Below are 17361 nucleotides of genomic sequence, written 5' to 3'. Positions count from 1 at the left end.
ATGCAGGTCCTCCAGAACTCCGTCAACTTCCTGCTATCGCTCGGGGCCGCCATCTTCGTCCCCATAATCATCATCATCGCCGGACTGATCGTCCGCATGAAGGTCAAGGACGCCCTCTCCGCGGGCATCACCCTGGGCGTGGCCTTCTCCGGCATGACCATGCTCATCACCTACATGACCGAGGCAATCACCCCGGCCGCCCAGGCCATGTCGGAGACCATCGGCGTCGACCTGCCCATCACCGACGGCGGGTGGACCACCATGTCCACCATCTCCTGGTCGTGGCCCTACGCATTCCTGATGTTCCCGCTGGTGATCGGCATCAACATCGTGCTGATCCTGCTGAAGCAGACCGAGACCTTCAACGCGGACCTGTGGAACGTGTGGGGCAAGATCTTCACCGCCGTCGCCGTCTACTACATCACCGGCGCGGTCTGGCTGGCCTTCGTCATCGCGGCCATCCAGGTGGTCTTCGAGCTCAAGGCCGCCGACTTCCACCAGCACCGGGTGGAGACCATGACCGGCATCCCGGGGGTGACCATCACCCACCGCATGGTGTTCCTGGCCGCGCCCATGTATCCGATCGACTGGCTGCTGCGCAAGATCCCCGGGCTGAACCGGTCCTTCAACGCCGCCGACCTGCGCGACAGGCTGGGCATCTTCGCCGAGAACCACGTCCTGGGCTTCATCCTCGGCATCCTGTTCGGCATCCTGGCCCGCTTCGACGTGGCCGGCATCCTGACGCTCGGCATCCAGGCGGCGACGGCGCTGACCCTGTTCCCGGTCATCTCCAAGTACTTCATGCAGGCGCTGGAACCCATCTCCAACGCCATCTCCGAGTTCATGCAGAAGCGCTTCAACGACCGGCAGTTGTTCGTGGGCCTGGACTGGCCCTTTCTCGGCGGCTCCAACGAGATCTGGATCGCCGTCATCTGGACGATCCCGGTGACGCTGGCCTACGCCTTCTTCCTGCCCGGAAACGGCATCCTCCCCTTCGCGGGCATCGTCAACATCTGCATCGCGGTGGGCGCCTACTTCGCCAGTAGGGGGAACATCATCCGGATGCTCATCCAGTGCACGATCTTCGCGCCCGTGTTCCTGTGGGTGGGCACCGCCTTCGCCCCCTTCATGACCGAGCTGGCCAACTCCACCAAGGCCGTGGAGCTGTCCGCCGGGCAGATGATCTCCAACTCCTCCATCGACGCGCCCATCTTCACCTACGCGCTGTCCCACCTCATGCAGTTCCTGGACGGGAACTTCATCCCTTTGATCGTCTTCGTCGCCTGGCTGATCTGCTTCATCCTGTACTCCCGCAGCCTCATCGCCGAGCGCAACCGGGCCCGCGCCGCATCCGTCGAGTCCGCGGCGGTGACCACCGCCTGACGCCCATCCGCGCGGCGGGCGGTCGCACGCCGACGCCTGCCCAGAAAGCACCTGAGAACCCCACCCAGTTAGGAGACACCCATGCTTGAAACCCTGAAGAAGGAATTGTGCGAGATCGCCAAGCGGGCCCAGCACGACGGCCTGTGCAAGCACAAGTCCGGCAACTTCTCCATCCGCGACGCCGACACCGGCCTGCTGGTCGCCTCCCCCACCAGCCTGGATAGGGACCTGATGACCCCGCGCGACGTCGTCGTCATGGACCTGGACGCCCGCGTGGTCGAGAACGAATCGGGGCTGCGGCCCACCAGTGAGGTGCTCATGCACCTGGAGGTCTACAAGGAGCGCCCCGAGGTGGTCGCGATCGTGCACACCCACTCCGCCTACGCCACCTCCTTCGCGCTGCTGAACAAGCCGATCCCAGCCATCGTCTACGAGGTCGCCAACCTGGGACTCACCCGGGCGCGCATCCCCGTGGCCCCCTACGGCCGCCCCGGCACCCCCGAACTGGCCGCATCGGTGCGCCGAGCGGTGCGCGAGTCCGACTGCGTGCTGCTGGAGAAGCACGGTGCCGTCGCCGTCGACTCCCGCAACCTCTACGAGGCCTACCTCAAGGCCGCCTACATCGAGGAGTTGGCCGAGTTGTACCACCACGCGCTAGCGGCCAGCGGCGGCGTCGAGCCCGAGTCCTTCGCCACCGAGGAGCTCCAGAAGTGGGCCTACCCCTCCGAGATCACCTTCGCGGCGAAGTCCTGAACGCCGGGCAACCTCAAGGAGACAAGCAATGAAGAAGATACTCAACACCCCCGACACCTTCGTCCGCGACACCATGGAGGGTATCCAGGCGGCCTACGGCGACCGCGTGGGCCTGCTCGACGGCGACCCGCGGGTACTCGTCTCGCGCTACCCGGCGGCGCAGGGCAAGGTCGGCGTCGTCACCGCCGGCGGCAGCGGGCACCTGCCCCTGTTCCTCGGCTACGTTGGCCAGGGCATGCTGGACGGCTGCGCCGTCGGCGAGGTGTTCGCCTCCCCGGCCGCCGAGAAGATGGCCGACATGATCCGCGCCTGCGACCGCGGCGCCGGCGTGCTGTGCCTGTACGGCAACTACAACGGCGACGTGTTCAACTTCCGCATGGCCTGCGAGGACGTCGAGTTCGACGACATCGAGACCCGCCAGCTGCTGGGCCGCGACGACGTGGCCAGCTCCCCGAAGGAGCGCTCCGAAAAGCGGCGGGGCGTGGCCGGACTGATCTACGCCTTCAAGATCGCCGGCGCGGCCGCGGAGCGGATGCTGAACCTGGACGAGGTCACCGCCGTCACCCGCCGCGCCCTGGACAACATCCGCACCATGGGGGTGGCCACCTCCCCGTGCATCGTCCCCAAGGTCGGCGAGCCGACCTTCAATATCGAGGAGGGGCGGATCGAGGTCGGTATGGGCATCCACGGGGAGGCCGGTATCGAGGCGCGCCCCATGATGACGGCGGCGGAGATCGCCGCCCTGGTCCTGGAGACCATCACGGCCGACATGCCGCTGGCGGCCGGGGACGAGGTCTCCGTCATGGTCAACGGCCTGGGCGCCACCCCGCTTGAGGAGCAGCTGATCGTCTACCGCTCCGTGCACGCGCTGCTGGCCGAGCGCGGTGTGTTGGTGGTCATGCCGCACGTGGGCGAGTTCGCCACCTCAATGGAGATGTCCGGCCTGTCCGTGAGCGTCTTCAAGCTCGACGCCGAGCTGAAGGAGCTGCTGCGGGCCCCCGCCTCCACGCCCTTCTACACCAACGCTAACAAGTGAGGCCGCCATGCTCGACCGCGAATCACTGGCGGCAATCGCCGAACAGATCAGCGCCCTGATGGCGGCCAACCGGGATTACCTGGTCTCCCTCGACCAGGTCAACGGCGACGGCGACCTGGGCATCTCCATGGACGACGGCTTCAGGGCGCTGGCCGAGTACCTGGCCGCACAGGAGCAGACCGACCTCGGCCAGCTGCTGCGCGGAGCGGCCAAGGCATTCAACGGTGCGGCGCCGTCGTCGCTGGGAACCATCCTCAGCTTCGGAATGATGGGCATGGCCCGCTCCCTGCGCGGCAGGACGGAGGCCGACGCCGTCGCCGCCGCGCAGGCGCTGCAGGCGGGCGTGGACGCCATCATGGGCAAGGCCGAGTCCAAGCCGGGGGAGAAGACCATCCTGGACGCGCTCGTGCCTGGGGTGACGGCGCTGGCGGAGGGCGCCGGTGCCGTGGTCCGGGGAGAGTTTCCCCTGGGCGAGCTGCTGGCACGCGCCGCCGAGGCGGCCGCCCGGGGCTCGGAGGCCACGCGGGAGATGGAGGCCGTGCATGGGCGGGCCGCCTACTCCGCCTCCCGGAGCATCGGTGTGCTCGATGGCGGCTCCGTCGTCGGCCGCCTCATCTTCGAGGCTCTCGCCGCCTGGGCGGCCTGAACGGCACGGTGCCCCGGTGTTCCTCTACGCTGGGGTGCCGTGCCAGTCACGCTCACAGGTCTCATCAGCGCCCTGCCGCTCAACGCCATGGCCCTGCCGGCGGCCCCACGCAGCCCGGTGCTGCTGTTCGCCGTTCTCATCCAGCCGGCAGCGCTGCTGGTCGCCTACCTGGCTGGCCGCTTCGCCTCCCACCTGGTACGGCGACGGGCGCATATCTCCACCTCCACCGCCACTCTGACGGCCCTGATCGGGCTGTGGGCAGGGTTCGCCGGCGGCGCCTGGTTGTTCAACGAGGACTACCTGTGGGCGCCGCGCATGCTCGCGGCCGCCGTAATGGTGGCGGTGATCGTAGTGGGGGTGACCGCGCTGATCATCACCCGCATCCAGCACGAACCGCCGCTCGACCCGATAGCCGATGTGGCCCGGCAGGGCGAGTCTGAGCGCCTGGAGCTTAAGTCCTCCGCTCGGGTCAACATGCATACCGGCAGGCGGGACGACGCCATGGAGACCGTGGCCGCTAAGACCGTGGCCGCCTTCCTCAACTCGCGCGGCGGCACCTTGCTGCTGGGTGTGGACGACGATGGGCGCCTGATCGGCCTGGATCCGGACTACGCCACCCTGCGCCAGCCCGACGCCGACCGCTTCGAGCTTTTTCTGCGCAGTCTGTGGCGGGTACGGTTGGGGGCCAACGCCGCCGCGCTGCCGCGCCTGGACTTCGCTCCGGCCACCGACGGGTCCGGTGAGGTGTGCCGGGTGACGGTTCCGCCCTCGCCGGTGCCCGTCTACCTCAAGGGGCCGAAGGGTAACGGCGGCACCGAACTGTGGGTGCGGGTCGGTAATTCCACGCAGAGGCTCGAGGTGGACGACGCCGTCTCCTACGTCGCCCGCCGCTGGCCGCAGGAAGTGCGTCCGAGCCTGCGCGCACGCGTGGGCGCCTACCTGCTCTACCACCGCAAGCGCGCCGCGGTTCCACAGGCGGAAACGGACTAATGGGGCGGCGGCCGGTGAACGTGCGCTGGCGCCGATGGCTTGCGATGTGAGACCATTGCGGGGAGCCGAGCGGGTGGGACCGCCGGACTCTCCGGAGATATCCGGGATGTTGATCTCAGCGGCCTTGCAGGACGCTGAGCAGAGCCGCAAGGGCCCAGATCATCGGCGGAATGGTTTCGACGACAGTCCGCCAGATCTGGGCCTTTTGCCTGCTCTTCATCCCCTCGGGCGCCTTGGCCTGGCGGTGTCGGCGCTTACGGTTCTTCGACATGCCCGAGCTCACCTCCTCTCGGTGCGCACTCCCCGGCACAGACTTCTGCGTTGATCCGGGGTTGCGCCGTGGAGGCGCCGCCATCATCCCACGGGCCTATGACATCCATCGCCCCGTGGCATGACTGGTTTCGGGGCTCTTACGGAGCGACCTTACCGACCCGGTTGTACGCGGGAGACTTCACCGTTCAGAGGAAGTCGAGGATCGACAGGGCCGTCTGGTAGTCGGTGGCCAGGGCGCTGAGGATGCCGCCGCGCACTGCCCCGACGATCGCCTCCACCTTGTCCTCGCCGCCGGCCGCCCCGATGACCAGCGGTATGCGTCTGAGCTCATCGAGCGGCAGCGCCAACGTACGCGGCGTCAGTGGTGTGGGCACGGGATTGCCGGCGGCGTCGTAGTGGTGGTCGAGGATGTGCCCGACCGCTGCGCCGGCACGGATCGCCTCGCGCACATCCGGGGTGAGGTACTCGGCGAGGATGTTCCCCGCGCCCCGGGCCTCCACTCCGGCCACGCCGACCAGGGCTACATCCGCCCGGGCCGCCAGTGCCAGGGTGGTGGCCACCTTCTCCTCGCGCATGAGCGGCCGCAGCAGCGAGGGGTTGTCCACGATCAGCGGCACCGGCATGCGGGCGACCTTCGCCCCGAGCTGGGAGGCGATGCGGGTGCAGATAGTCGGCGCATCACGCCCCCAGGAGGGCAGGCCGCCAGGAATGGAGCCGAGCAGCTGCACGATCGTGCAATCGACCCGGGGGATCTGTGGAATCCGCTGGGCGGCGGCCTGGATGGAGCGCCCGTTGCCGACGGCGACCACCTGTCCGTTCGATACCGAGGCGATCAGCAGCTCGGCGGCGGCCTGGCCGACGGCGCCGATCACGTCCGTCCCGTCGACCTCGGCGACCCGCACGGCCTTGAGCGGCAGTGCCTCCCGCAGCCGCTTCTCCACCGACAGGATGTGCTCCAGGGGGTGGGAGATGGTGATGTGCACTATCCCCTGGTCCCGGGCGCGCGCGAGCAGGCGGGAGACGCTGGGGCGGGAGTAGCCGATCCGGTGGGCGATCTCCGCCTGGGTGAGGTGCTGCTCGTAGTACATCCGTGCGACCTGCAGCAGTAGCTCGACGTCGCCTCGTGTGCTGTCCTCGCCCACGCCCGCATGCTACGGCAGTAGGCCGAGTGGGCGGCGGGGGCGGGCCCCGGACACCGGCAGGAATGGTCGGGCAGTCGAAATTTCGATCTTTCGCCGCTCTCGTTGACCCTTGCGGCGGGCGTGCCGCACACTTATCGAAGCGCTTCGACGAAGCGCTTCGAGTGCCACCGCATCGGTGAGGCTCCGGCACTCGGAGCGATTCTCGCGGGCATCTGGACAACGGCCGGGCGGTCCCGGGTGCTGTCCGGGCGGGACCGGGGCGCCGCCGCAGCACGGGGGCGCCGAGCAGATCAAGGAGGCGGGCATGGCAACCATGCAGGACGTGGCCCGGAAGGCGAACGTCGCCGTCTCGACCGTCTCCTACGCCCTGTCCGGCGCCCGCCCGGTGGCCCCGGAGACCGCCCGCCGCATCCGCGCAGCCATGGAGGAGCTCAACTACCAGCCCAATGCCATGGCCCGTGGGCTGGCCAGCCGCCGCTCCCACACCCTCGCCATGACCTTCCCCAGCTTCGACACCGCCATGGGCGAGACCGTCTTCGAGATCGTCCGGGGCGCGCAGCACGAGGCCTCCCGCAACGGCTACAACCTCGCGGTCTGGCCGCTGGAGGATGCCGAGGCCGGCGCCGAACTGGTCAACCTGGTGCGGCAGGGCAAGGCGGACGGCGTGCTGCTGGTCGAGGTCGGGGTGGAGGACCCGCGGGCCGCCGCGCTCAAGCGCGCCCGGCTGCCGTTCGTCATGGTCGGGCGCACCGCGGACCCGACCGGCCTGGCCTACGTCGACATCGACTTCGAGCGCACGGTCGATGACGCCGTCGGCGAGCTGTACCGCCTCGGCCACCGCCGCATCGCCTTCATCGGGCGTCCCGCCTCCCAGACGGAGGCGGGCTACGGTCCGGCGGTCAGGGGCAGGCAGGGATATCTGCGCGCGGTGGGCAATCGTGCGCTGGCGCCGCTCGCCTATGACTGCGACGCCAATCCCCAGGCGGGCCAGGCAATCGCGCGCGAGCTCGCGGCCCTGGAGGAACCACCCACCGGCATAGTGGTTATGAACGACATGGCCGCGCTGGGCATGCTCGCCGGCCTGCGCGCCATGGGGCTGCGGGTGCCCCGGGACGTCTCCGTGGTCGGCGCGGTCTCCTCCCCGACGCTCGGTGCCATGACGGTACCCGCCCTGACGACGACGCACGCTCCCGGCGAGCGCATGGGCGCCTTCGCCACCCGCGCCCTGCTGGCGATCCTCGACGAGCGCCTGGACCCCGCCGATTGCCATCAACTGGTCACCTGCGCGGTGGTCCAGGGCGAGAGCCTCGGCCCCGCGCCCGAGCGTGGCGAGGCGGACGTCGGGAGCTCGTCCGAGAAGACGAGCGGCTGAAGACCGCACGCGGAGAACACCCCCAGAACTTCCGGCACCAACCGGTGCCGGGCTCCATCGCCACTCCCCAACGGGGGTGCAGACACTCAACGAAGAGGAACCACATCATGAAGCGCAGGAACTTCAACGCCCTCCTGGCCGCCGCTGCCGCCACCGGTCTGCTGGGCCCGTCGCTGGCGGGCTGCGGCTCCTCCGGCTCATCCGGGGCCGGCTCCGACACCTTCACCATCTGGGACTACGAGTCGGACGACTCCGCCATGGGGCAGGCCTGGGCCCGCGCCGTCGAGATCTTCAAGGAGCAGCATCCCGAAGTCACCGTCAGAATCGAGGACCAGACCTTCGAACAGCTGCAGAAGAACGCCAAGATCGTCCTGACCGGCGATGACGTTCCGGACATCATGGAGTACAACAAGGGCAATTCGACCTCCGGGCAGCTCGCCTCCCAGGGGCTCATCGAGCCGCTGACCGAGCAGGCGACCGAACGCGGCTGGGATGCCAAGCTCGCCGCCTCCCTGCAGACCACCGCCCGCTACACCGAGGACGGCCTCATGGGCGACGGCGACTGGTACGGGGTACCCAACTACGGCGAGTACGTATTCGTCTACTACAACCGGGACATGTTCGACGCCCAGGGGCTGAGCGTGCCGACCACCCTGAAGGAGTTCGAGGCCGTGTGCGACGCCTTCGTCGCCGCCGGACAGGTGCCCCTGGCGGAGGCCGGCTCGGAGTACCCCATGGGGCAGCTGTGGTACCAGCTCGTCCTGGCCCACGCCGACCGCTCCTTCGTCAACGCCTACCAGCTGTTCGAAGGCGACGTCGACTTCGCCGCCGATCCGATCAAGGCCGGCACCGACAAGCTCGTGGAGTGGATCGGCAAGGGGTACGTCGCCTCCGACTGCGCCGGCCTGACCGCCGAGGACGCGGGCACCGCCTTCATCAACGGCAGCTACCCCATGTTCGTCTCCGGCTCCTGGTGGTTCGGGCGGCTCGCCGGGGACATGGCGGACAAGAACTGGGATCAGTTCCTCTTCCCGGGCACGGAGCTGTACCCCGGCTCCTCCGGGAACCTGTGGGTGGTGCCTACCAATGCGAAGAACAAGGAGCTCGCCTACGACTTCATCGACATCACCCTGTCCGACGAGGTCCAGGCGATCCTCGGTGAGAAGGGCGGGCTGCCGGTGAGCGGCGATCCCTCCACCATTGAGGACGACAAGACCCGCACCATGACGGAGAACTTCGCCCGGGTCAATGAGGCGGACGGACTGGCCTTCTACCCGGACTGGCCGGTTGCGGGCTTCTACGACCAGATCGTCTCCGCCATGCAGTCCCTCATCAACGGCTCCAAGAGCGGCGCCGAGGTGCTTGCCGATCTGCAGGCCGCCTATGACGAGGGCAAGGCCGACATCGTTCCCGAGGACTGATGGTGCGTGCCTTCGCCAACCGTGCGCCGCGGCGGCGGTCGCGGAGCCTGGCCTACCTGCCCTACCTCGCTCCCGGCGCGATCTGCTTCACCGTGATCATCCTGGTGCCGCTCGCCCTGAACATCTGGTACTCCCTCAACAGCTGGAAGGGCGGGATGTCGCCCATGCGGTTCGTCGGGCTGGACAACTATGTCCAACTGCTGGATGACGCCAAGTTCTGGGCCTCCTTCCGCAACTCGCTGTCGATGATCGTGGCCATGGTCATCATCCCGACCCTGATCGGGCTGGTACTGGCCGCCGTGCTGTTCGACTACGTCGGCAAGCACTTCTCCTCTCGCACCGCCGCGGCGCTGCGCGCCATGTACTACCTGCCGCAGATCCTGCCGATCTCGGTGGCAGGCATTGTGTGGAACTGGATCCTGAACTCCCAGACGGGTGCGATCAACACGATTCTGCGCGGCCTCGGCGTCGCCGGTCCGCCCAACTGGCTGGGCTCGACCTCGACGGCGCTGGGCTCGGTCATGCTCGTGCTCATCTGGATCCAGATCGGCTACCCGACCGTCATCTTCATGTCCGCGCTGCAGCGGGTGGACCCGGAGCTGTACGAGGCCGCCGAGCTCGACGGCGCCGGCTGGCTGGCGCGCTTCCGCGCCATCACCGTGCCGCAGATCCGGCCGGAGACCTTCGTCATCGTGCTGACCTGCACCATCGCGGCGCTGAAGGTCTTCGCGCCCATCTACGTGCTCACCCGCGGCGGCCCGGAGAGCTCCACCCTGGTGCCGAGCTACTACTCCTACCTGAACTTCTTCGACAAGTCGAAGGTCGGCTACGGCGCCGCCATCTCCACCGTGCTCACGCTCGTCATCATCGTCATCGCCGGCGTCATTCAGGTCTTCCAGAACCGCAGTGCCCGCCGCGAGGAGGAGGGACGCTGATATGCCTGACACCGCCCTCGGCTCAGCCCCTGCGGCCGCGTCCGCGGCAGCCGCCACCGGGCGCGCCCCGGCACCCAAACCGGGTGCGAGCTCCCGCAGGAAGGACCGGTTCCACCGCGGGGCGGGACGCTGGCTCGTGCTCGCCGTCGTCGGCGTGTTCGCACTGCTCATGATCGCCCCGTTCCTGCTGATGGTCATCAACGCCTTCAAGGCCCCGGCCGACTACTCCGGCGGCAGCCCGCTGTCCCTGCCCAAGCAGCTGTACACCGACGGCCTGGCCTACTTCTGGCAGCGGGTCAACTTCCCCGTCAAGCTGTGGAACTCCGTCTGGACCTCGGCGCTGGTGGCTGTCGCCGGCACCCTGCTCTCGCTGCTGAACGCCTACGCCATCGGCGTGGGCAGGGTGCGGGGGCGCGCCTGGATCGTGGCCGTGTTCATGATCGCCAACATGCTCCCGCAGGAGGGGCTGATCTACCCCCTGTTCACCATGGCGCAGCGGGTCGGGCTCACCGACAACCCGTGGTCGATCGTCATCATCTTCACCGTGATCCAGTCGGCCTTCGGCACCTACCTGCTGTCCTCCGTGCTCGGTACCTTCCCGCGCGCGCTGCTGGAGGCGGCCGAGCTCGACGGCGCCGGCCGCTGGCAGATCCTGTGGCGGGTGGTCTACCCGATCGTCCGCCCCACCATGAGCGTGCTCGCGATCTTCTTCTTCATCTGGACGTGGAACGAGTTCTTCATTCCCCTGGTGATGCTCACCAGCAATGACAATCAGACGGTGCCCATCGCCCTGTCCAGCCTGCAGGGGGACCGCATGCTCGACGTGCCCACACTAAACGCCGGCGCCCTCGTCTCGCTGATTCCGACCTTCCTGTTCTTCCTCTTCTTCCAGCGCACCCTGACCCGCGGCGTCACCGCCGGCGCGGTCAAGTAAAGGAACCCGCCATGAAGTTCTCCAACGGCTACTGGCTCGACCGGCCCGGCTACACGGTGGAGAAGGCCCGCGGCCTGCTCGACCTGTCCGTCGACGCCGCCGGCGCCGCCAGCACCGTCAGCGCCTACGCGCCCGTCCGCCCGGTGTCCACCCGCGGCGACACCCTGAACGTGGCGCTGCTGTCGGCGTCCTTCACCGCCGTCGCCGACGGCGTCATCAAGGTGGAGCTGGTGAACCACCGGGGCGTGCGCGACCGCGGGCCGCATTTCGCGGTCACCACGCCGGAGGGATACCGGGGGGAGGTGGAGCAGGCGCCGGGCGCCGTCGTCCTGCGGGCCGGAGCGCTGGCCGTGACCCTGCGCGAGGGGGAGGACTGGACAGCCGAGTTCAGCTCCGCCGGTCGGCCGCTCACGGCGAGCCTGCCGCGCGCCGTCGCCCACGTCGTCGGGCCGGACGGAACCAGCTACATGCGCGAGCAGCTCTCCCTGCGACCGGGGGAGCGGGTCTACGGGCTGGGGGAGCGCTTCGGCGCCTTCACCAAGAACGGCCAGAGCGTGGACATCTGGAACGAGGACGGCGGCACCGCCTCCGAGCAGGCCTACAAGAACATTCCCTTTTACCTCACCAGCGCCGGCTACGGCGTGTTCGTCGCCGAGGCGGGCGGGGTGTCCTTCGAGGTCGGCAGCGAGGTGACCACCCGGGTCCAGTTCTCCGTGGAGGGCGAGCGGCTGACCTACTACGTGATCGACGGCCCCACGCCTAAGGACGTGCTGCGGCGCTACACGGCGCTGACCGGCCGCGCCCCGCTGGTGCCCACCTGGTCCTTCGGACTGTGGCTGACCACCTCCTTCACCACCGACTACGACGAGCAGACCGTCATGTCATTCATAGACGGGATGGAGCGGCGGGACCTGCCGCTGAGTGTGTTCCACTTCGACACCTTCTGGATGCGAGGCTTCCACTGGTGCGACTTCGTGTGGGATCCCGCCACCTTCCCCGACCCGGCGGGCATGCTGGAGCGCATCATGGCCCGCGGCCTGCGCGTATGCGTGTGGATCAACCCCTACATCGCCCAGCGCTCGGCACTGTTCGCGGAGGGCGCCTCCCGCGGCTACCTGGTGCGCACCACCGCCGGCGACGTGTGGCAGACCGACCTGTGGCAGGCGGGCATGGCCCTGGTCGACTTCACCAACCCCGACGCCGTCGCCTGGTACCGCGGGAAGCTCCAGGCGCTGCTGGACATGGGCGTGGACTGCTTCAAGACCGACTTCGGGGAGCGGATCCCGGTGCGGGGCATCGCCTGGCACGACGGCTCGGACCCGGAGAAGATGCACAACTACTACACCCAGCTTTACAACCGCACGGTCTTCGAGCTGCTGCGCGAGCAGCGCGGCGAGGGGGAGGCGGTCCTGTTCGCCCGCTCGGCCACGGCGGGCGGGCAGCAGTTCCCCGTGCACTGGGGCGGGGACAACGAGTCCACCTACGCCTCCATGGGGGAGACCCTGCGCGGCGGCCTGTCCCTGTGCTCCTCCGGCTTCGCCTACTGGAGCCACGACATCGGCGGCTTCGAGGGCACCCCGGACCCGGGTGTGTTCAAGCGCTGGCTGGCCTTCGGGCTGCTGTCATCCCATGCCCGCCTGCACGGCTCGAACTCGGTGCGCGTGCCCTGGGCCTTCGACGAGGAGGCGGTGGACATCGCCCGCCGGTTCATCCGCCTGCGGCTGTCGCTCATGCCCTACCTGTACCGGCTGGCGGCGCAGGCCCAGGCCACAGGCGTGCCCATGATGCGGCCCATGTTCCTGGAGTTCCCCGACGACCCCGGTGCGCGCGACGTCGACACCCAGTACATGCTCGGAGACGCCCTGCTGGTGGCGCCCGTAATGGACGCCGACGGCGCCGCGGAGGTCTACCTGCCCGAGGGGACCTGGACGTCCTGGTGGGACGGGACGACGGTGGAGGGGCCGCGGTGGGTGCGTGAGCGCCACGACCTGGACACCCTGCCCCTGTATGTGCGGCAGGGCAGCGTGCTGCCTGTGACGGGGAGGGTGGACCGCCCGGAGGAAGACTGGGCGGCGGACCTGACGCTGCGCTGCTTCGGCCTGGTCGACGGCGACGAGCGGGAGGTGCTGGTGCCCGCGCACGACGGCTGCGCGGCGGTCACCTTCCACGTCGCCCGCCACGACGGCGTGATCACCGCGCGGGCCGACGGCGCTCGCGGGTCGTGGGCGCTGGAGGCGGATGGGCGGAGCGTATGGGCTGACGACGATTCGACCGTGACGCTGGAGCTGACAGGGAGCGTGACACCGAGCAGAGTCAGCGCGGCGCCCCGCGGATAATGAGCCAGCCACGCCCCAGGGGGCGTTCAAGCAGCAGTACCGCGTCGCCGGCAAAACTGATTCGCCAAGGGTTGCTGATGTTGCTGAGGTCGATGTCCTCTAGGCCGCCGCTGTCCGGGGAAGTTGTCGGATAATTCTCGATAATGTCGCCTAAGCCTTCGGTGTTGTTGGTGACGTAGTTGCGGATGTCTTGGTCTTGGGCGGTGAAGGCGATGATGTAGCCCCAGCCTCCAGGGAAGTTGGTGGCGAAGTTAACGGCTGGGGAGACCGAGAGTACTTCGGCGTTCTCGGGTAGCTCGTGTCCCTGGCCGATGGTCAAGATGTCATCCAGGTGGTCCATGTCCGCCGGGTAGGGGGCGCCCTCCTGCTGGGTGACGGTCGCGGTGGCCTCCTGGGTAGCGGCTGACTGGGCGGGTGGGGTGGTGCGTGAGCTTGATGCTGCGCTGCAGGCCGACAACGCCAGCGCGCCGATCAGTGCGCATGCTGCCGGCCTGTGAAGACCATGCTGCCGTCTCGCGCACGGCATGTGAGCGCCGGTCGGGAAAGGGAACGAGGCCATGAGCATCAGCGCGGCGCGCCGCGAATGATCAGCCACCCGCGTCCCAGGGGACGTTCGAGCAGTAGCATGGCATCACCGCCGAAGCCTAAATCCCAGGGGTCTGAAATTACGCTCAGGTCGACGTCCTCTAAACCGTCCCTATTTTGACTCGCATTTGGGCCAGATATGTATTCGCCGGGATGGCCTGTCTGGTTTGAAACGTAGTTGCGGATGGCCTGGTCTTGGGCGGTGAAGGCGATGATGTAGCCCCAGCCTCCGGGGTAGTTTTCGGCGAAGTTCACGGCGGGGGAGACCGAGAGGACTTCGGCGTTCTCGGGTAGCTCGTGTCCCTGGCCGATGGACAGGATGTCATCCAGGTGGTCCATATCCGCCGGGTAGGGAGCGCCCTCCTGCTGGGTGACGGTCATGGTGGCCTCCTGGGTGTTGGTCGACTGGGTGGGTGTGGCGTCGCGCGAGCCCGGTACTGCTCCACAGGCCGACAGCACCAGCGCGCCTGCGAGAAGGACGCCGAGCGTAGCCCGTGATTTCGCTGCGTTGATCATGGTCCCGTCCCGTGCTGCACTGATGATTTACCGACCAGATCGTACTCCTGTGCTATGCCGGCCTGATGTAGTTTTTGCATCTCTGCATCGGTGATAGTTGCCGGGCCGATTGGCGTCTCTTTATTGTAGTCCCAGTTGTATCGATCGGCCACATGTACCCGGTAGTCGTAAGAGTAAGTGTAGTCTGAGTTGGAGTCGGTTGGCGGGTATACGGTTACGGTGCCTTCTGTGCAGTAATGGTAGCCGCCCGTCTCATAAAACCAGTTCTCGCTCTCGCTTTTTTGAGCGTAGCCAGACGTCCAATCGGTGTTGAAAGGGTAGGTCATCGGACCTGTCGCCCCGGAGGCTTTGTAGTCGTCTACTGCCGCGTTGACCGCCCGACTGACCTCGATCTGTGAGCTCTCATCCAAGCTGGACAAGTCGTTTAGCATGCCGTCGACGTTGATGTATTGCGGCGTTCCGGTGTTGTCCAGATAGTGGTTGAGATTCGCCGCGGCATCCGGCCATGTATCCTCGAGTGCGCGCGCGGCAACAGTAGCCGCCTCATGGACTAGGTGATCTCGTAAGGTGGGCTCGCGTTGCCCGTGCGGACCGGATCCCTCCTCCGGAGTATCGCCCGGATACTGCCATGGGTCTACGCCCGGCATGTCGGCGTGTTCACCGGGTACTGGATCGCCCAGGCCTGTTTTACTGGTGCTGCCGTCCGAGTTTCCCTGCCCACTCGGCACGCTGTCCCTGGGCACCACGCGTCCGGAGCGGGAACTCCGGGTGGCTGAGTCGCCTCCCCGGTGGGACGGATTTGTGCGCGGATTCGGATTGGGGTCGGGTGTAGGTGAGGGCCCTGGTTGCGGATTCGGCGTGGCTGACTTGAGCGCATGGGCGTAGTCGGCGTCGACCTGGTTCGCCAGGGTGACAGTAGCGGCTACCATCGCGGCCAACTCATCGGCCTGGGACTGGATGAGTTTCGCATCCGCGTTCGCCCCGGCGGCGGAAGCACTGGTGGCAGCTGTTGCGGCGGCGCCCTTGGTGTTACTGGAGGTCGGAAGAATGGCGGTGACCGTGCCGTCCGCCGCCAAGGACAGGTGGGGGTTGGAATCGGCGTAGTCCTGGCACTCCAGCACCTTACGGCGCACCGCCAGCAATCCCTCGTAGGAGGCGGCGTGAAGCGAGCCGACTCGTTCGGGGGCTTCGCCGTGCTCGGCGACACTGGACCGCAGTTCCGCACGGATCGCATTCACGCCCTGAGACTGGGAGGCCACCTGCGTAAGTGCCAACTCCGCGTCCCCATGCAGAGACAACAGTCGGCTGCTCATGGTTAGGAGCGAATCCGTGGTCTCGGCCAGGCCGTCGGGACTCCAGGCGCGGATCTCTGCCCATGTTGCCATGGTCAGGCCAGTCCCTTCTCAATCGCCCACTGCAAGGCTGAACCGGAGGCGGCCCTGGGCGTCAAGTCGGCCATGGCCTCATCATTGCTGCGGTGGGCGGCCGCCAAGTCGGCGGTGCCCGAGCCAATGGCGGTGTACCGGCTGCCCAGAGCGTCGGTCAAGTCCCTGAGTACGGCAGTGGCCGCAGCTGCCGCGCCGGAACTGAGCGAGCCCGGCATCGCCGCCCCGACGCGGGCGAGGGCGCCGTCGACATCCAGGCCTCGCAAGTCGTCTTCCAGCGTTTCCGCCCGGGCGGACAGCAGTTCCAGATCGCCCGCAACGATATGAATGAAACCGTCCGGCATCGTTCATGTACCCCCTGCGATCTGAACCTTGCACTGTGCCGAGGCGGACCCGGGGCGGTTCCTCGGGGCTCGCCGACGCCGGTCAAGCTATGTCCGTGACCTCACCTTGTAAAGCTCGTTACGTTTGTGTCGTGGGTTGCGGTGAGGCTGCGCAGGGAAACCCCCTCATGAAAGACAGGGGCGATGCGCTCCGGCTCCCTCCCGGCCAGGGGGAGCGCGCCTTCCAATTGATCCACCAGCAGACCGACGGCCGTATCGGCCACCCTGGGAACGTCAGAGTCGTAGCACGCGTAGTCAACGTTGGTGTGGGAGGAGTCCCCCGAGCCCCCGGCACCGATGACCGAGACCTCGGACCCGGGCCCGAGCCCTTCGGTCAGCAGCGCATTGATTACATCGTCGATCGAGGTGGACGGCGCAACGATGAAGGCATCGGCGTGGTCGGGACGGGCCAGGTAGTCGCACAGGGCCGCGTGTGTCGGCATGAAACCCCGGGGGACGGCGATCGAGTCCAGAGCCAGGCCCAGTTCCTCGGCCCGGCTCTCAAGCGCACGGTCGAAGCGCCGGATGAAACCCATGGGGGTGACGTGCTCGGACGCCGGATTGACGACCAGGGCGCGCCGATGACCGGCATCATGAATCCTCTGCGCGCAGCCGGCCCCGATGGCCTCGAAGTCGGTGTCGGTGGCCACCACCGCCTCGGCGTTATGGCTCAGGCCGATGAAGACCGAGGGCAGGTGCAGGTCCTGGGCGGCGTCGACCCGGGCGTCGTCGTCGAGGACATCCATCACCAGGATGCCGTCGCACAGCGCCGAGCCGACCAGGCGGCGCATGCCCTCCACGCCCTCCTCGCCGCTGATGACCAGCAGGTCGTAGCCGCGACGTCGGCATGCGGCGGCCAGGGAGACGATGTAGCGATACTGTCCGGGGGTGTCGGTGCGCTCGTGGTAGGGCACCAGCAGGCCCAGGATTCTGCTCTGGCTGCTCTTCAGTGCCCTGGCGCTCGCATGCGGGCGATACCCGAGCTCGTCCATAGCCGCGCGCACGCGCGCACGCGTATCCGGCGCGACGAACCGCTTGCCGCTCAATACATAGGAGACCGTGGACTGGGAGACTCCCGCGGCGAGCGCGACGTCGCGACTTGTGGGTGAGGACTGCATGGTGGGCACTCTCGATTGGGGGCCGACGGGCAGGTCGTGCTCGCGCACGCGCTTGCCAGGTTCGGTTCACGATGATACATTTCTCGCCCGAGGCGGAGCGAAGACGCTTCGTCAAGTCTTTCTCACAACACCGCAGGACGACACCGAGCAAAT

17 protein-coding genes are annotated in these 17361 nt (G+C 67.7%); 10 read left to right on the top strand and 7 right to left on the bottom strand.

From position 1 onward, the window contains the following. From BLR49_RS05210 to BLR49_RS05190, 5 genes are all read left to right on the top strand, one after another. On the top strand, nt 1-1383 hold the full coding sequence (locus BLR49_RS05210) for a PTS galactitol transporter subunit IIC (RefSeq protein WP_092534523.1): 1383 nt from the start codon (nt 1-3) through the stop codon (nt 1381-1383). Nucleotides 1384-1464: 81 nt separating this feature from the next. Then, the gene (locus BLR49_RS05205; RefSeq protein ID WP_092534520.1) at nt 1465-2136 is read left to right on the top strand and encodes a class II aldolase/adducin family protein; all 672 of its coding nucleotides are present in this window, start codon (nt 1465-1467) and stop codon (nt 2134-2136) included. 28 nt (nt 2137-2164) lie between these two features. Next, nucleotides 2165-3172: a dihydroxyacetone kinase subunit DhaK gene (locus tag BLR49_RS05200; protein ID WP_092534517.1), complete on the top strand. Its 1008-nt coding sequence runs from the start codon at nt 2165-2167 to the stop codon at nt 3170-3172. A gap of 7 nt (nt 3173-3179) precedes the next feature. Then, nucleotides 3180-3818: a dihydroxyacetone kinase subunit L gene (locus tag BLR49_RS05195; RefSeq protein ID WP_092534515.1), complete on the top strand. Its 639-nt coding sequence runs from the start codon at nt 3180-3182 to the stop codon at nt 3816-3818. 39 nt (nt 3819-3857) lie between these two features. Further along, the gene (locus BLR49_RS05190; RefSeq protein WP_425425755.1) at nt 3858-4808 is read left to right on the top strand and encodes an AlbA family DNA-binding domain-containing protein; all 951 of its coding nucleotides are present in this window, start codon (nt 3858-3860) and stop codon (nt 4806-4808) included. A 115-nt stretch (nt 4809-4923) separates the two neighbouring features. Here BLR49_RS05190 and BLR49_RS13240 read toward each other — a convergent pair whose 3' ends face one another. Beyond that, entirely contained in the window at nt 4924-5079 is a 156-nt protein-coding gene (locus tag BLR49_RS13240) for a hypothetical protein (RefSeq protein WP_176765789.1), read from the bottom strand. A gap of 187 nt (nt 5080-5266) precedes the next feature. Continuing rightward, nucleotides 5267-6223 carry a sugar-binding transcriptional regulator gene (locus BLR49_RS05185; RefSeq protein WP_092534512.1) on the bottom strand — a complete coding sequence of 319 codons (957 nt, stop codon included), beginning with the start codon at nt 6221-6223 and terminating at the stop codon, nt 5267-5269. 304 nt (nt 6224-6527) lie between these two features. On the opposite strand from BLR49_RS05185, the gene BLR49_RS05180 reads away from it, so the two are divergent. The 5 genes from BLR49_RS05180 (at nt 6528) to yicI (ending at nt 13221) form a co-directional block, all read left to right on the top strand. Continuing rightward, nucleotides 6528-7595, top strand: a complete 1068-nt coding sequence (locus BLR49_RS05180) for a LacI family DNA-binding transcriptional regulator (protein ID WP_092534507.1) — start codon at nt 6528-6530, stop codon at nt 7593-7595. A 107-nt stretch (nt 7596-7702) separates the two neighbouring features. Beyond that, entirely contained in the window at nt 7703-9016 is a 1314-nt protein-coding gene (locus tag BLR49_RS05175; protein ID WP_092534504.1) for an ABC transporter substrate-binding protein, read from the top strand. Further along, a complete protein-coding gene (locus tag BLR49_RS05170; protein ID WP_092534501.1) occupies nt 9016-9951 on the top strand; it encodes a carbohydrate ABC transporter permease in 936 nt (311 codons plus the stop codon). The genes BLR49_RS05175 and BLR49_RS05170 overlap by 1 nt, the downstream gene beginning before the upstream one ends. 1 nt (nt 9952) lies before the next feature. Further along, on the top strand, nt 9953-10885 hold the full coding sequence (locus tag BLR49_RS05165; protein WP_092534498.1) for a carbohydrate ABC transporter permease: 933 nt from the start codon (nt 9953-9955) through the stop codon (nt 10883-10885). An 11-nt stretch (nt 10886-10896) separates the two neighbouring features. Beyond that, nucleotides 10897-13221 carry an alpha-xylosidase gene (gene yicI / locus BLR49_RS05160; RefSeq protein WP_092534495.1) on the top strand — a complete coding sequence of 775 codons (2325 nt, stop codon included), beginning with the start codon at nt 10897-10899 and terminating at the stop codon, nt 13219-13221. Here yicI and BLR49_RS05155 read toward each other — a convergent pair. The 5 genes from BLR49_RS05155 to BLR49_RS05135 form a co-directional block, all read right to left on the bottom strand. Then, on the bottom strand, nt 13199-13561 hold the full coding sequence (locus tag BLR49_RS05155) for a hypothetical protein (protein ID WP_092534492.1): 363 nt from the start codon (nt 13559-13561) through the stop codon (nt 13199-13201). The genes yicI and BLR49_RS05155 overlap by 23 nt on opposite strands. A gap of 224 nt (nt 13562-13785) precedes the next feature. Then, nucleotides 13786-14322 carry a hypothetical protein gene (locus BLR49_RS05150; protein ID WP_245690473.1) on the bottom strand — a complete coding sequence of 179 codons (537 nt, stop codon included), beginning with the start codon at nt 14320-14322 and terminating at the stop codon, nt 13786-13788. Further along, a complete protein-coding gene (locus tag BLR49_RS05145) occupies nt 14319-15707 on the bottom strand; it encodes a hypothetical protein (protein WP_092534488.1) in 1389 nt (462 codons plus the stop codon). Before BLR49_RS05145 ends, BLR49_RS05150 begins: the two co-directional genes overlap by 4 nt. A 2-nt stretch (nt 15708-15709) precedes the next feature. Next, on the bottom strand, nt 15710-16051 hold the full coding sequence (locus BLR49_RS05140; protein ID WP_092534485.1) for a hypothetical protein: 342 nt from the start codon (nt 16049-16051) through the stop codon (nt 15710-15712). Nucleotides 16052-16152: 101 nt separating this feature from the next. Then, nucleotides 16153-17208: a LacI family DNA-binding transcriptional regulator gene (locus BLR49_RS05135; RefSeq protein ID WP_092534791.1), complete on the bottom strand. Its 1056-nt coding sequence runs from the start codon at nt 17206-17208 to the stop codon at nt 16153-16155. Between the last annotated feature and the right edge of the window lie 153 nt (nt 17209-17361).

Origin of the sequence: Actinomyces ruminicola, assembly GCF_900103885.1 — a bacterium.
Lineage (GTDB): Bacteria > Actinomycetota > Actinomycetes > Actinomycetales > Actinomycetaceae > Actinomyces > Actinomyces ruminicola.
The sequence above is the reverse complement of the archived record's forward strand: the minus strand, read 5'-3'. Positions and strand labels throughout refer to the sequence as shown.